The organism is Bradyrhizobium sp. SZCCHNR1002, assembly GCF_032381435.1.
In the GTDB taxonomy this organism is placed as follows: Bacteria; Pseudomonadota; Alphaproteobacteria; order Rhizobiales; family Xanthobacteraceae; genus Bradyrhizobium; species Bradyrhizobium aeschynomenes.
Genome location: NZ_JAUHIS010000004.1, coordinates 1 through 14,299 on the forward strand (window position 1 = coordinate 1; position 14,299 = coordinate 14,299).

The window sequence follows — 14,299 nt, forward strand, 5'->3', positions numbered from 1 at the left end:
CGGCTTATTCGGCAGCAAGGGCTTGATCAAAGCCCATTCTCGATCGCTCAGGTCAAACCGCGCCATTTCGCCCCCCCCCAAATCACCTAAGGGGAGTGAATCACCGTCCGTCAGCTAACGGAATCCATTTATGAGTACAGAACCTAGACCAACTTCCTTGGAACAGGTCGTTTCCGGGGGGGGGCAAGTTCTCGCCATCTCCACCACGGTCATGCTCCGCGAAAGCGGGGCATCCAGTACTCCGCAGCGGAGGAGACTCACCGAGGTGTCACGGCGTACTGGATCGTCCGCTTTCGCGGACGATGACAGCGGGGGTCACATGGTCGACGTGCCAGGATTCCGGAAACGGTCGTCTAGGTCATCTCGCCTGACCCTGAGCCTTAAGCCCACGCCGCTTGTCCTGTGCCGGCGTCCACCCAAAGAACTCTCTCCATCGGAGCGCCGCGCATGACCAGTGAAGCCGTTCGCCGCCGTCGGGGCTTCGACCCCGCGGCGCTCGCAGCGATCGGCCCGGCGCTCGCCGAGTTCGTCGATCGCGGAGAGTTCGCAGGCATCGTGTCGCTGACGTCGCGGGGCGGCGAGGTCGTTCACGCAGAGACCATCGGCTGGCGCGATGTCGAGACCAAGAGCCCGATGCGCCCGGACACGCTGTTCCGGATCGCGTCGATGACCAAGCCGATCACCTCGGTGGCGGCGATGATGCTGGTCGAGGAAGGCAGGATCGGCTTGGCGGACCCGATCTCGCGCTGGGTTCCGGAGCTCGCCGATCTGCGGGTGCTGCGCAATCCCGCTGGTCCGCTTGACGACACCGTGCCCGCCAACCGCGCGGTCACGATCGAGGATCTGCTGACGCATCGCGCAGGGATTGCCTACGCGTTCTTTTCGGAAGGCCCGCTCAAGCTCGCCTACGAGCGCGCGCTCGGCGATCCCGCCATGAACCGGTCGACGCCCGACCAATGGCTCGCCGCGCTCGGTACGCTGCCGCTGGCGCATCAGCCCGGCGACCGATTCCACTATGGTCATTCGACCGACGTGCTCGGTTTCCTGATCGGCCGGGTCGAAGGCAAGCCGTTCCGGGAGGTGCTGCGAGAGCGCATCTTCGCCCCGCTCGGCATGGTCGATACCGATTTCTGGTTGCCGCATGCCAAGCGCGATCGTCTCGCAAGCCTGTACAGCTATGACGAGGCGACAAGCCGGCTCGCGAAGGTCGAGCCGGTGATGTACGACGCGCCGCCCGCCTACACGCCTGGCGGTGGCGGCTTGATCTCGTCCGCGCCCGACTATCATCGGTTCGCGTGCATGCTGCTCGGAGGAGGGAAGCTGAACGGCGTCAGGTTGCTGCGGCGTGAAACCGTCGAGCTGATGCGGACCAACCGTCTGACCCCGTCGCAGCGGAATGTCCCATTCGCCGGCATGCCGCTGTGGCAGGCCTGCGGGTTCGGGCTCGGGGTTGCGATTGCCGAGACGCCGGTCGGCAATCCCTATGCCTGCGGCGCGCCGGGATCGATGACCTGGCCGGGCATTTTCGGCACGTGGTGGCAGGTCGATCCCGTCAACGATCTGATCATGATCTATCTGATTCAGCATCAGGTGCCGGTTTCGGCCGGAGTAGCGGCCACGATCGCCACCGGGCGCGGCGCTGCCGGGCGCCGGGCTCTGCCCATTTTTCAGAGTGGAACCTATGCGGCGCTGTCCGATATGGCGGAACACACGATATGACCTTGCCGCGGATGCGAGTGGTGGAAAGGAGGCTTGTCCACGATGTGGACGCCGACATTCCGCGCAATGAAACGTTCGAGCAGCGCGAGCTTCTGCCTCGCATGCCGGAACTGCAACATGCCTTCGTGACATCCTTGAGCTTGTATTCCGCCCGTTATTCTGCTCAGTGCCTTTTCAAATTGCGCGATCATGCGCATCGATCGATCGACTGAAGTCGACAGCCAGTGAGGAAACAAAATATGCGCAAGTTAACTTTGGCCATTGCCCTGATCGTTCCGATGCTCGGTCATGCCGCGCAGGCCGAGGACACCATCAAGATCGGCTATATCGATCCGCTGTCCGGCGGTGGTGCCAGCGTGGGCGAGGGGGGCCTGAAGACTTTCCAATATCTGGCCGACGAGCTCAACGCCAAGGGCGGCATTCTCGGCCGCAAGGTCGAGATCGTGCCGTACGACAACAAGACCAATCCGCAGGAGAGCCTGGTCCAGGCCCAGAAGGCGATCGATGCCGGCGTTCGCTACATCACGCAAGGCAACGGTTCATCCGTCGGGCTCGCCCTGGAGGACTTCGTCAACAAGCACAACACCCGCAATCCGGGCAAGGAAGTGCTTTATTTCAACTATGCCGCCGTCGATCCGAGCATGACCAACGAGAAGTGCAGCTATTGGCATTTCCGCTGGGATGCCAGCTCGGACATCAAGATGGAGGCGCTGACCAACTACATCAAGGACATCCCGTCCATCAAGAAGGTGTACCTGATCAACCAGGACTATTCGTTCGGCCAGTCCGTCCGCAGCGACGCGCGCAAGATGCTGGCGGCGAAGCGCGCCGATGTGCAGATCGTCGGCGACGAGCTGCATCCGCTGCTGAAGATCACGGACTTCTCGCCCTATATCGCCAAGATCAAGGCCTCCGGCGCCGACAGCGTCATCACCGGCAATTGGGGCCAGGACATCGCGCTGCTGCTCAAGGCGGCGGCCGACGCCGGCCTGAAGGTCAATTGGTACACGTATTACGCCGGCGGCGCCGGCGGTCCGACCGCGATCAAGCAGACCGGCCTGGATCATCAGGTCTTCCAGCTGACCGAAGGCTTCGCCAACTCCGGCAACCAATCGGCGATGGACTACGAGAAGGCGTTCCGCGCCAAGGTCAACATGTCGCTGTGGTATCCGCGCGCGGTCAACGAGATGCGCATGTTCAAGGCGGCGGCCGAGAAGGCCAACTCCGTCGATCCGGTGAAGGTCGCCGCCGCGCTTGAGGATCTCAAGTTCGAGGTCCTGGACGGCGGCACCGGCCTCATGCGCAAGGATGACCACCAGTTCTTCCAGCCGATCTACATCTCCTCCTTCGGCAAGCTTGCGGCGAACGAGCCGTTCGACGAGGAGAACACCGGCTGGGGATGGCATCTGGTCTCCAAGGTCGATACGCCCCAGGCCATGGTGTCCACGACCTGCAAGATGACGCGCCCGTAACCATCTGCGCCGGCCTCCCGCACGGCCCCACCGTGCGGGAGGCCTCACGCCGATCTGACCCGGACTGAGCGGCCAGGGCATCGAAGCCCGACATTCGCGAGTGCGCCGTGCTTGAACTCATCGTCATCTCCACCCTCAACGGCGTGCTGTTCGGCATGCTGCTGTTCCTGCTATCGAGCGGATTGACCGTCATCTTCAGCATGATGGGGGTGCTCAATTTCGCCCATGCGAGCTTCTACATGCTGGGCGCCTTTTTCGGCTTCCAGCTCACCAAATGGATGGGCTTCTGGCCGGCGCTGCTGCTGGCGCCGCTCCTGGTGGGAGCGATCGGCATGGCCGTCGAACGTTACGGGCTGCGCAATACGCACAAGCATGGTCATGTCGCCGAGCTGCTGCTGACCTTCGGCCTCGCATTCGCGATCGAGGAAATCGTCTCGATGATCTGGGGCAAGACGCCGCTGGACTATCGCGTCCCGGCGCTGCTGGATTTTCCCGCGTTCACGATCTTCTCGACCAACTATCCAGCCTACAAGCTGTTCATGCTGGCCGTGTCGGTCACGATCTTCGTGGTGCTGCTGGTCGTGCTCAAGCGCACCCGCGTCGGCCTGATCGTACAGGCGGCGTTGACGCATCCTCACATGGTGGGCCATCTCGGCCACAATGTCGGACGCGTGTTCATGGTGGTGTTCGGGGTCGGCAGCGCGCTGGCGGGTCTCGCCGGCGTCATCGCCGGACCTGCGTTGGTGACGCAGTCCGACATGGCCGCGGCGCTCGGCCCGATCCTGTTCGTGGTCATCGTGTTCGGCGGCCTTGGCTCGCTGCCGGGCGCCTTCATCGCCTCGCTGGTGATCGGCCTCGTCCAGACCTTCGCCGTGGCCTTGAACGGCTCGCTGGCGAGCGCCTTCGGCCCGCTCGATCCCTCGGCCGGACCATCGGTACTCACCGACATCTGGAACGTCACGATCGCGCAGGTCGCGCCGATCGTGCCCTACCTGCTGCTGGTGCTGGTGCTGATCGTGCGTCCCGTGGGCCTGATGGGGACGCGTGAATCATGACCGCAGCAGTAACCTCGGCCTCGCCCGTGTCGGCGCGGTCGGCCGGCTCCCACCTCCGCTTCTACGCCATCTGGCTGCTCGGCATTGCCGTGCTGATCATCCTGCCGCTGCTGTTCAGCTCGGGCGGATCGCTGACCTCGTTCAGCCTGATCGGGATCGCGATCGTCTTTGCGCTCTCCTACAACATCCTGCTCGGCCAGACCGGGCTGCTGTCGTTCGGCCATGCGGTTCACTACGGCCTGGGCGGCTTCGCCGCCTGCCATATGATGAATGCGGTGGTCGCGCATGGCTGGCCGGTTCCGCTGCCGTTCATTCCGCTGTTCGGCGGGCTGGGCGGGCTCGCCTTCGCCATTCTCCTCGGCTGGGTGATGACCAAGCGGGCCGGCACGGTGTTCGCGATGATCTCGCTTGGGATCGGCGAGCTCGTCGCATCGTCGTCGCTGATCCTGCGCTCGGTGTTCGGCGGCGAAGCCGGCATCACCACCGACCGCACGGCCTTGCCGCGCATGTTCGGCTGGACCTTCGGGCCGCAGCTGCAGGTCTATTACCTCATTGCGTTCTGGCTGGTGCTCTCGGCGATCGCGATGTACGCGCTGACCCGGACGCCCTTGGGGCGGATCAGCAACGCCGTTCGCGACAATCCCGAACGCGTCCAGTTCATCGGCTACGATCCTCATGTCGTCCGCTATCTCGCTTACTGCTTCGCCGGCTTCTTCGCTGGCGTCGCGGGGGGCCTCGCGGCGATCAGCTTCGAGATCGCCAATTCCGCCTATCTCGGCGCGATCCAGTCGGGGCTCGTGCTGTTTTCGACCTTCATCGGCGGGACGGCCTATTTCTTCGGCCCGATCCTCGGCGCCATCCTGGTGACCTATCTCCAGCTCGGGCTGACGAGCCTCACCAGCGTCTGGCAACTGTATTTCGGTCTCATCTTCATCGGGATCGTCATGTTCTCGCCCGGCGGCATCGCCGGCCTGTTGATGATGCACCGGCCGCTGATCGGCGCCGGGACACTCGGAATGGTGATCCCGTCCTATCTCCTGGCGGTCGTGCCGACCGCGGCGCTCGCCTGCGGCGTCATCCTGACCATTGAGACGGTCGCGCGCTATTCCGGCGGCGACGCGATCAACCTGTTCGGCGTGGCGTTCAATCCGCAATCTCCGGTGACGTGGGCTGTCGCCGCGGTCGAGGTAGTGGGTGGATTCCTCGTCGCACGCTTGACTTGGCGACGGATCGCCGAAGCCTGGGACAGGGCCGCCACCGTGGCGCGAGACCGGGGGTATCTGGCATGACAGCAGCCATCGAAGTCCGCGGCGTCGAAAAGCGCTTCGGCAATGTCAGCGTGATCCGTGACCTCAATCTCAGCGTTGCCAAGGGCGAGCGACACGCCATCATTGGTCCGAACGGTGCCGGCAAGTCCACGACGTTCAACCTGATCAGCGGCCACATCCGGCCGAGTTCGGGCGAGGTGCGATTGAACGGCGCTGTCATCTCGGGCCTGCAGCCGTTCGAGATCAACCGCCGCGGCCTGTCACGCTCGTTCCAGGTGACCAACGTATTCTCCCGCATGACGGTGTGGGAGAACGTTCGGTGTGCCGTGCTGTGGGCGACCGGGCATCGCTACGCCTTCTGGAAGAACGTCGACAGCCTGCCGGAGGTGCGTCAGCGGACCGCGGAGATCCTCGACGACATCCATCTCACCCACCGGCGTGACGTTCCCGCGGGGCTGTTGACCTATGCCGAGCAGCGCGAGCTCGAGATCGGCGTGACCATCGCGAGCGGCGCGACCGTCGTCATGCTCGACGAGCCGACCGCCGGAATGAGCAACGCGGAAACCGAGCGCGCCGTGGCCTTGATCCGGCGGCTCACCGAAGGGCGCACCTTGGTGATCGTGGAGCACGACATGAGCGTCGTGTTCGGCCTTGCCGATCGCATCTCGGTGCTGGTCTATGGCCACATCATCGCGTCGGGGACTCCGGAGGAGATCCGGCGCGACCCGAAGGTGAGGGAAGCCTATCTCGGCGAGGAGGCCCACTGATGCTCGAAGTCAGGAACCTCCACGCCTATTACGGCAAGAGCCACATCCTCCAGGGCGTCGATCTCGACGTCGCCGCGGGCGAAGTCGTCAGCCTGCTCGGCCGCAACGGCGTCGGACGCTCGACCACCGTCAAGGCGATCATGGGCGAGGTCAGTCCGCAGGGGACGATCCGCTTCAAGGGCAGGGACATTGCCGGCCTGCCGAGCTACAAGATTGCGCGGCTCGGGCTCGGCTACGTGCCCGAGCATCGCGACATCTTTCCGAGCCTGACCGTGCGTCAGAATCTCGTGCTCGGCATCAAGGATATCAGGCGGCCGGGCAAGTGGCGCCTGCAGGACATGCTGGACATGTTTCCCAATCTCGCCGCGCGCGCCGATACGCCGGCCGGCGTGCTCTCGGGCGGTGAGAAGCAGATGCTGACCACCTGCCGGACGCTGATGGGCGACCCTGATCTGATCATGATCGACGAGCCGACCGAAGGTCTGGCGCCGCTGATCGTGCAGCAGGTCGGCGACCTGATCGCGCGGATCGCGGAGGCCGGTGTTGCGATCCTGCTGGTGGAGCAGAAGCTCTCGATTGCGATGCGCATCTCCAAGCGCGTCTACGTCATGGGTCACGGCCGCGTCGTGTTCGAGGGAACACCGGACCAGCTCAAGGCCAACACCGCGGTGCGCCAGGAATGGCTCGAAGTCTGACCGTCGCGGAATTTGGGGACGGTCACCCGCCACCGAAGTTTCATCCAGCAGCATTTTGAGTCCGAGTAGGTCTCGCAGTGAGACCGAAATTTGGACCACCCATGACGAGAGTTTTGCGCTTCTGATCACGGTGGCGGGCTGGTTGCGCCAGCGGGTCATGCAGCAGAATAGGCGGATTTTTGCCGATCGCGCGTCGCAGTGCGCGATGCCGCGTCCGGAATTCCGCCCGACTTCGACCACGCGATGCCCGACGTGCGGGAGGGGAAGCGGTCGGGCAAGCCACATTTCATGCGCTACCTTAAAGCGATTCCAGCGGCGTCGCCGTCGAATTCGATTGATGCATCACGGCATGATCAGCATGATACCGGCTCTCGATTTGTCTTGAGCGACGAAGTCCTTGTCGTTTTGGCAGCTGCCGGACTCGTCATTGGTGCGCAGAGTGGGATGAGCGTCGAGCGCTGGCCGTGCGCGCGCTTTCGCTCGTCTGCTGGTTTCCGGATTGTCGGATTTCGATCGTGGTCGATCCATCCCGCCCAGCGTCCCGGATGCAGGTGACTGCGATGCCGAGATTCGATGCAAATGTCTGGCGCTGCTGGGTGCCGGGGCGCGGTGGGTGGTGAAGCAAGGTAGGTTCGAGCGCAATGCGGCTGTGGGTTCAGGTTCACACGTGGACGTCGCTGATCAGCATGATCTTTCTGCTGATGCTGTGTCTGACGGGACTTCCGCTGATCTTCCATGACGAGATCAGCCACTATCTCGAGGACGAGATTTCCGCGCCCGCGATGCCGCCAGGAACTCCCGTTCTGCCGCTCGATCGCCTGATCGCCTCTGCCAGGCAGCAATTGCCCGAGCAGTACGTCATGTTCGTGGCCGTGAAGGAAACCGAGCCGCTCGTCGTCGTCGCGATGTCGCCGACTGCCATCCCGGTGCCGGGCCAGTTTCATCGGCTGACCGTCGATACCCGCACTGGTGTCGTCCTCGGCGAGGAGCCGCCGCGGCAGGACGTCATGGACATCATCCTGCGCATCCACAGGGACATGTTCACGGGCCTGCCCGGTGAGCTCTTTCTCGGTCTGATGGGATTGGTGTTCGCGGCGTCCATCGTCTCGGGCGTCGTGGTCTATTGGCCGTTCATGCGGCGTCTGCAATTTGGAACGGTACGGGATCGCTCGACACGCCTCAAATGGCTCGACATGCACAATCTGCTCGGGATCGTCACGGTGAGCTGGACGCTTGCGGTCGGCGTGACCGGCACCATCAACACGCTCGCGGTGCCGTTGTTCGATCTCTGGCGGGCTCAGACCATGCCGGCGCTGCTCGCTCCCTATCAGGGCAAACCGCTTGCCGAGGCCGCATCCGTCGAGGCCGCGGTCGACGCGGTCCGCACGGCGTTCCCTGACCGGCTGGTGGCGTCCGTGACCATGCCGACGACCGCACGGTTCGGCAGCCCGCAGCATGTGATCGTCTGGACAAAGGGCAGGACGCCATTCACGGCGCGCATGTTCACGCCCGTGATGGTCGACGCGCGGGACAGCACCAAGATGGTGGCGCCGCAGCTGGCTTGGTATCTGCGCGCGCTTCAGGTGTCGCGGCCGCTGCATTTTGGCGACTATGGCGGACTGCCGCTGAAGATCATCTGGGCGCTGCTCGACGTGATCACCATCATCGTGCTCTGCAGCGGTCTCTATCTCTGGGCTGCCAAGCGATGGGGCAGCAAGCGCCGGCTCGCGAGCGTCGTTGCCGCGCCGGTGACGGTGTCGCCATGAGCTCGTCCGCATCGACCTCAGCGCCGTCGGCCCGCGTGGCGCAGCTGTCGACATGGCAGGTGTTTCGCGCGCCGTTGCTGGTCGGCATCGTCGCCGCAGCCGGCCTGATCTTCGGCTTGTTCGGCGACGGCCTGTGGGACGGCCTGTGCTGGCTCGGACTATCGGTTCCGATCCTGCTGTCGCTGATCTACAGCGCAGGATGGAATTTCGGCTCTCAACCAGGCTCTCAGGACGTGCAGGTCGACGCGTAGAAAACGCCCTGCCGACTGGTCCCATTCCGACACCGTGATGCCGACGAGGCCCAGATGGCGTCAGCCTGACCTCGCTCGAGACGCTCGCTGTCGCGCGGCCGCTGCATTCAGCCCGCAGTCTACCGACGCACGAGCGACGCAGAGCTGATCCTGGCTCTTGAAACAATCGGACACAAAGAGGCGCGCCGGCGGTTGCGCATCTGAATAAGATGCGGCAGAGTTGCGGCGATTTCGCAGATTTATTGAATCAAAGAGATGCACTGATTAGTAAAGGCGCGCCCGCATCGCCGGCGCCGACGTGGGACCGACGTCCTCGTCTCAATCGTGACGCTTGAGACGTGCCGTTTTGCTCAAGAGCGAGTGCGTAGCTCATGGTGAAGTGCGAGAGTCGCGCGCTTCTTTGGAAGGCTTCGAAGAAGTCGCCCGTAAAAAAATCCTGCTGCAACGACAAGCCCTTGAATCGTTCTCTTCGGCGAAGATGTCGTTCGTTAGACGAGTTCTACGTGCAGCGACGCCATCCTCGAATACCCGTGTGTTAGGAGCGCCGACGGACCAAGTTGGAACTTGGAATGATCGGGGTGTCAGAATGATTTGTCGCGTGAAGGATAGAGACGTCGGGTTTACGATTTCATTGGGTCTTGTGAGCTCGTTGGCGCTCACGCTGAATGTCTGGGGCGTCCAACAGGCGTTCGCGCAGACCAAGCTTCCCGACGTGACGGTCGACGCGCCCAAGCCGAAGGCGCGGCAGACCGTTCAAAGAACCCAGGCGACCTCGACGCGGAACGCGCAACGCCGGGTCGCAACGCGAAATCTCCCCCCCAGGGCTCCTGTTCCCTACGTGACGCCGTCGACAGGCACGATCGGCGCGCCGCCGTCACCCTATGCCGGCGGCCAGGTTGCGAGCGGCGGCGGGCTCGGGCTGCTCGGCAATCGCGGCGTGATGGACACGCCCTTCAACCAGACCAGTTTCACGTCGCAACTGATCCAGAACCAGCAGGCCCGCACCATCCGCGACGTGCTGATCAATGATCCCTCGGTGCGCACGGTCCAGGCCGCCGGCGGCGGTGCCGACAGTCTTTTCATCCGGGGCTTCCAGTACGACAGCGGCGACTACTCTCTGAACGGCCTCGCGGGCATCGCGCCCTATTACTCGACGGGGGCAAACTTCATCGAACGCGTGGAGCTGCTGAAAGGACCGGCTGCTCTGCTCAATGGCATGACAGTGGGCGGCACCGGTGCATCGAGCGCTGGCGCCGTGGGCGGCAGTGTAAACCTCGTCACAAAGCACGCACTGGATACGGACATCACCCAATTGACCACGACCTACGTATCGAGGTCGCAGTTCGGTGAGCAGATTGACGTCGGCCGCCGCTTCGGCGAGCGTAAGGAATGGGGTGTACGCTTCAACGGCGGCTACTCGAAGGGGGACACGCCTTGGAACCGGCAGACCGATGAACTGGGCAACGCCAATCTGGCAGTTGACTATCACGGCGAGAACGTCCGAATCGATGCCGATGTCGGCTATCAGGCCGACAACCTGCGGCCGCCCCTGCGATTCTTCGGTCTGGACACGTCAAGCACGACCAAGATAACGAGCATTCCGGCGCCCCCGGCTGCGGGCACCAACTTTCAGGTCCCCTGGGCCTATTACGTGCCGACGGACTTCTATTCGACGGTCAAGGGCGAGGTCGATCTGAACGACAAGCTCACCGCCTACGCGTCGTTCGGCTACCACGACAGCAACATCAACTATCGCTATCCGTCGCCCAATCTCATTGACAACGCGGGCAACATCGCAGTGCCGCTTCCCGGAACAGCCAGCGAGAGGTTCGAAACGCTGGCCGGCGACGCGGGGATCCGCGCCACGATGGACACGGGTCCGGTCAACCATGCCGTCAACGTCGGTTACTCGATCACCGATCGGACCTATGGTCAGCATCTCACGACCGTGAAAGCGGGCGCTGCCCCGCTGCAATGGAATCTGTACACCGAGCCGACCAACGTCGGTCTGCCGGACTTCCCCCGGCTGTTCGCCGACCAGATCATTGGCGCCAATCTCTGGAGCGTCGGTGTATCAGATACGATGTCGATCCTCAACAAACGTGTCCAGCTCACGGTCGGCGTCCGCAGGCAGACCGCGGGCACCGAGGTAACCAACCTGATATCTTCGAGCGGAAGTCGTCCGTTCTCGGACACCTCCGTCTGGACACCCGCCTATGCCCTGGTGGTAAAGCCGGTCGAGCACGTCTCGCTCTATGCCAACTACATCGAGGGCCTGCAGACGCCGGTCGTCGTCCCAACCGGTTACACGAACTCCGGCACGGTGTTCGCGCCCGGTCAGACCAAGCAGGTCGAGACCGGCGTCAAGATCGATTTTGGTCGCATCACAACCACACTGAGCGCCTTCGACATTTCCAAACCCAGCGTGATTACGACGGGAACGTCTGGTTCACTGACGCAGGTGATGAATGGCGTTCAGCGCAACACCGGCGCTGAATTCAACGTCTTCGGCGAGGTGACGCCAGCGTTTCGGCTACTCGGAGGTCTCGCCTATATCCATGGTGTGCAGGAGAAGACATCGGGGGGCCTCACTGACGGCAAGCGTGCAGTCGGCGTCCCTGAACTCACGGTCAACCTGGGCGCCGAATGGGATACACCGTTCGTGCGGGATCTTACCTTGACGGGCCGCGTCGTTTACACCGGCGAGCAATATGTCGATACGTACAACAAGCTCGTGCTGCCAGACTGGACGCGTTTTGATCTGGGGGCCCGCTATACCTTCACGTCGCCCTGGAACGGAAAGCCCATTGTGGTGCGGGCCAGCGTCGAGAACGTATTCAACAAGGCCTATTGGGCGTCCGCCTATAGCAGCGTGATCACTCTGGGCGCGCCGCGCACCTATCTGGTCTCAACGACGTTCAATTTCTGAGCGGCGGGACGACTCCCGACGAAAGGGCCGTCGCATAGAAGTTGTGCGGCGGCCTTCCGTCTCCCATCGTCTGCATCAGTCTTCGCGCGTCAGGCTTCGCATATCGATGCATACTTGGGACGGGCGATCGGAGAATAGTCGCATTTCATCGAATGCACCCTGATGTTGAAACGTTTGCCGTAGGTCACCTTGGAGAGATTAAAAACTTCGATCAGCGGTATCACTTTGACTGTCATTCGCAACTGCATTACTCGTAGTTCAGAAACGTAGCTTGTTAGTTGGGAGTAGCCGGACATGATGGTCTTCGACAGAGACGACGTCACCTTCACGGTCGTCATCAATCACGAAGAGCAATATTCGATCTGGCCGACGTTCAAGGAGGTCCCGAACGGGTGGACAGCCGTCGGCGTGACCGGAAGCAAGAAGGAGTGCCTGGACCATATCGAGCAGGTATGGACCGACATGCGGCCGCTTTCGCTTCGCAAGTTCATGGAGGAGAGCTCGCACGCGGTGTCCGAAACTTGACGCAGTGGAGATCGGCCACGATGCGGCTCATCTGTTTGCCCTACGCGGGAGGCAGCGCCATGATCTACGCGCGCTGGAAGCGACGTCTTCCCTCGTGGATCGATGTGGTCCCGTTGGAATTACCCGGGCGCGGTGTGCGGATGGACGAGCGCTTGCACACGGACCCGTCCGTGCTGGCCGATCAACTTGCGGCTGAGCTGAGCGAGAAGCCGTTCGCTGGGCCCTACGCCCTGTTCGGCCACAGTCTCGGTGGCCTGATCGCCTTCGAGATGGCGCACAGGCTGCTCGCGCTCGGCGCACCCGCTCCTCGAATGTTGTTCGTGTCCGGAACGGAGGCGCCGACGATGCGGGATGGCCATCGGTGGCGGGAGCCGTTGAATGACGATGCCCTGCGAGACGAGCTTCTGAGGCTGAAAGGCACGCCGATGGAGGCGCTCGAAAACATGGAGATCATGCGCAGCGCTCTGCCGATCTTGCGCGCCGATTTCCTGATGTGCGGCAACTATGTCGACCGGCGTCGTCAGGCGTTGCCCTGTCCGATTCATGCCTTTGGCGGGGAGCTGGATGAAACGGATCTCGAGGCGTTGAAGGCGTGGCGTCACGAGACCTCGGCCGCGTTTGGGCTCGACATGTTGCCGGGAGACCATTTCTTCATCCACTCGCAGCAGGCGGTGCTGTTGAACCGCATCACGATATTGCTGGCTCGCCAGATGGAGCCGCAGCTTGCCGTCACCTGCGCCGTGCCGTGATCCCCGTGCACTGAGCGCAAAACCCGCCGGAAATCGGCGGGGTCGACGATCCGATGCCGAACTCGAGAGAATAGGGAGACATCATGTTCAAGATGCAACCTAAAATAGATTCAGAGTCTCTGCCGTTCCTTCTGCGGGCGGGGCGCGAGCAGCAGCCGCTGTCGGAAGCCGTCAGCGAGGTGCGCGAGATGATCGAGCGTCAGCTCTACGGCTGCGGCGGCATTCTGTTTCGCGATTTTCAGCTCGATGGCGCCGAGGCTTTCAGGAGCTTTGCCGCCAGCTTCGGGCATCCGCTGCTCGCCTACGAGTTCGGCTCGACCCCGCGATCGCAGGTCAGTTCGGGCGTCTACACGTCGACCGAATACCCGCCGCACCAGAGCATCCCGCTGCACAACGAGCAGGCTTATACGCGCGATTGGCCGATGAAGATCTGGTTCTATTGCCAGCAGCCCGCTCAGCAGGGCGGCGAAACGCCGATCGCCGACAGCAGGCTCATTCACCGCGACATGCCCGCGGCCATACGCAATCGGTTTGCCGAGAAGGGCGTGATGTACGTCCGCAACTATGGCGCCGGTCTCGACGTCGACTGGCGGCAGGTGTTCGGCACCGACTCGAAGGCAGAGGTCGAAGCCTATTGTGCGGCTCATTCGATCGTCTGCGAATGGAAGGAGGGCGACGAGCTGCGCACACGCCAGGTCTGCCAGGGCACCGCCGTGCACCCCGTCACCGGCGATGTCGTGTGGTTCAACCAGGCACACCTGTTCCATGTCTCCAGCTTGGCACCGGATGTGCGCGAAAGCCTGCTCGACATCGTCGGCGACCCGCTGGAGCTGCCGCGCAACGCCTTCTATGGCGATGGCTCGCCGATCGACGACGAGACGCTGAGCACGGTGCGAGGCGTGCTCGATCGCCACAAGATCGTCTTCCCCTGGCAGGCGGGCGACGTCGTGATGCTCGACAACATGCTGACAGCGCACGCGCGGGAGCCGTTCAAAGGTCCCCGCCGGGTGATCGTCGCGATGGCGCAAGCCCATGGACTGCATTGAGCCGGCGCCCGCCGACCCTCTTGGTTGAACGCCACGCTGCCATCGGACATCAGGAAC

14 protein-coding genes are annotated in these 14,299 nt (G+C 63.0%); 13 read left to right on the forward strand and 1 reads right to left on the reverse strand.

Annotation, left to right across the window (positions count from 1 at the left end; genetic code table 11):
• The first annotated feature begins 447 nt into the window (after positions 1-447).
• From QX108_RS19850 to QX108_RS19895, 10 genes are all read left to right on the forward strand, one after another.
• A complete protein-coding gene (locus QX108_RS19850) occupies positions 448-1,719 on the forward strand; it encodes a serine hydrolase domain-containing protein (protein WP_315782913.1) in 1,272 nt (423 codons plus the stop codon).
• Positions 1,716-1,931: a hypothetical protein gene (locus QX108_RS19855; RefSeq protein WP_315782911.1), complete on the forward strand. Its 216-nt coding sequence runs from the start codon at positions 1,716-1,718 to the stop codon at positions 1,929-1,931. The genes QX108_RS19850 and QX108_RS19855 overlap by 4 nt, the downstream gene beginning before the upstream one ends.
• A 27-nt stretch (positions 1,932-1,958) precedes the next feature.
• Positions 1,959-3,191 carry a branched-chain amino acid ABC transporter substrate-binding protein gene (locus QX108_RS19860; protein WP_315782909.1) on the forward strand — a complete coding sequence of 411 codons (1,233 nt, stop codon included), beginning with the start codon at positions 1,959-1,961 and terminating at the stop codon, positions 3,189-3,191.
• 107 nt (positions 3,192-3,298) lie between these two features.
• Positions 3,299-4,246, forward strand: a complete 948-nt coding sequence (locus QX108_RS19865) for a branched-chain amino acid ABC transporter permease (protein ID WP_315782907.1) — start codon at positions 3,299-3,301, stop codon at positions 4,244-4,246.
• The gene (locus QX108_RS19870; RefSeq protein WP_315782906.1) at positions 4,243-5,535 is read left to right on the forward strand and encodes a branched-chain amino acid ABC transporter permease; all 1,293 of its coding nucleotides are present in this window, start codon (positions 4,243-4,245) and stop codon (positions 5,533-5,535) included. The genes QX108_RS19865 and QX108_RS19870 overlap by 4 nt, the downstream gene beginning before the upstream one ends.
• Positions 5,532-6,281, forward strand: coding sequence for an ABC transporter ATP-binding protein (locus QX108_RS19875; protein WP_315782905.1), 750 nt, complete (start codon positions 5,532-5,534; stop codon positions 6,279-6,281). Before QX108_RS19870 ends, QX108_RS19875 begins: the two co-directional genes overlap by 4 nt.
• Positions 6,281-6,976: an ABC transporter ATP-binding protein gene (locus tag QX108_RS19880; protein ID WP_315718968.1), complete on the forward strand. Its 696-nt coding sequence runs from the start codon at positions 6,281-6,283 to the stop codon at positions 6,974-6,976. The genes QX108_RS19875 and QX108_RS19880 overlap by 1 nt, the downstream gene beginning before the upstream one ends.
• A gap of 641 nt (positions 6,977-7,617) precedes the next feature.
• A complete protein-coding gene (locus QX108_RS19885) occupies positions 7,618-8,742 on the forward strand; it encodes a PepSY-associated TM helix domain-containing protein (RefSeq protein ID WP_315718969.1) in 1,125 nt (374 codons plus the stop codon).
• A complete protein-coding gene (locus tag QX108_RS19890) occupies positions 8,739-8,993 on the forward strand; it encodes a hypothetical protein (protein WP_315718970.1) in 255 nt (84 codons plus the stop codon). Before QX108_RS19885 ends, QX108_RS19890 begins: the two co-directional genes overlap by 4 nt.
• A 586-nt stretch (positions 8,994-9,579) precedes the next feature.
• The gene (locus QX108_RS19895; protein WP_315718971.1) at positions 9,580-11,922 is read left to right on the forward strand and encodes a TonB-dependent receptor; all 2,343 of its coding nucleotides are present in this window, start codon (positions 9,580-9,582) and stop codon (positions 11,920-11,922) included.
• An 89-nt stretch (positions 11,923-12,011) separates the two neighbouring features.
• On the opposite strand, the gene QX108_RS19900 is transcribed toward QX108_RS19895, so the two are convergent.
• Positions 12,012-12,218: a hypothetical protein gene (locus QX108_RS19900; protein ID WP_315718972.1), complete on the reverse strand. Its 207-nt coding sequence runs from the start codon at positions 12,216-12,218 to the stop codon at positions 12,012-12,014.
• On the opposite strand from QX108_RS19900, the gene QX108_RS19905 reads away from it, so the two are divergent.
• The 3 genes from QX108_RS19905 (at position 12,217) to QX108_RS19915 (ending at position 14,242) form a co-directional block, all read left to right on the forward strand.
• The gene (locus QX108_RS19905) at positions 12,217-12,447 is read left to right on the forward strand and encodes an MbtH family protein (protein WP_315782904.1); all 231 of its coding nucleotides are present in this window, start codon (positions 12,217-12,219) and stop codon (positions 12,445-12,447) included. The genes QX108_RS19900 and QX108_RS19905 overlap by 2 nt on opposite strands.
• 20 nt (positions 12,448-12,467) lie before the next feature.
• Positions 12,468-13,196 carry a thioesterase II family protein gene (locus tag QX108_RS19910; RefSeq protein ID WP_315782902.1) on the forward strand — a complete coding sequence of 243 codons (729 nt, stop codon included), beginning with the start codon at positions 12,468-12,470 and terminating at the stop codon, positions 13,194-13,196.
• 83 nt (positions 13,197-13,279) lie between these two features.
• Complete coding sequence (locus QX108_RS19915; RefSeq protein WP_315782900.1) at positions 13,280-14,242, forward strand: TauD/TfdA family dioxygenase; 963 nt, start codon at positions 13,280-13,282, stop codon at positions 14,240-14,242.
• Positions 14,243-14,299: the final 57 nt, after the last annotated feature.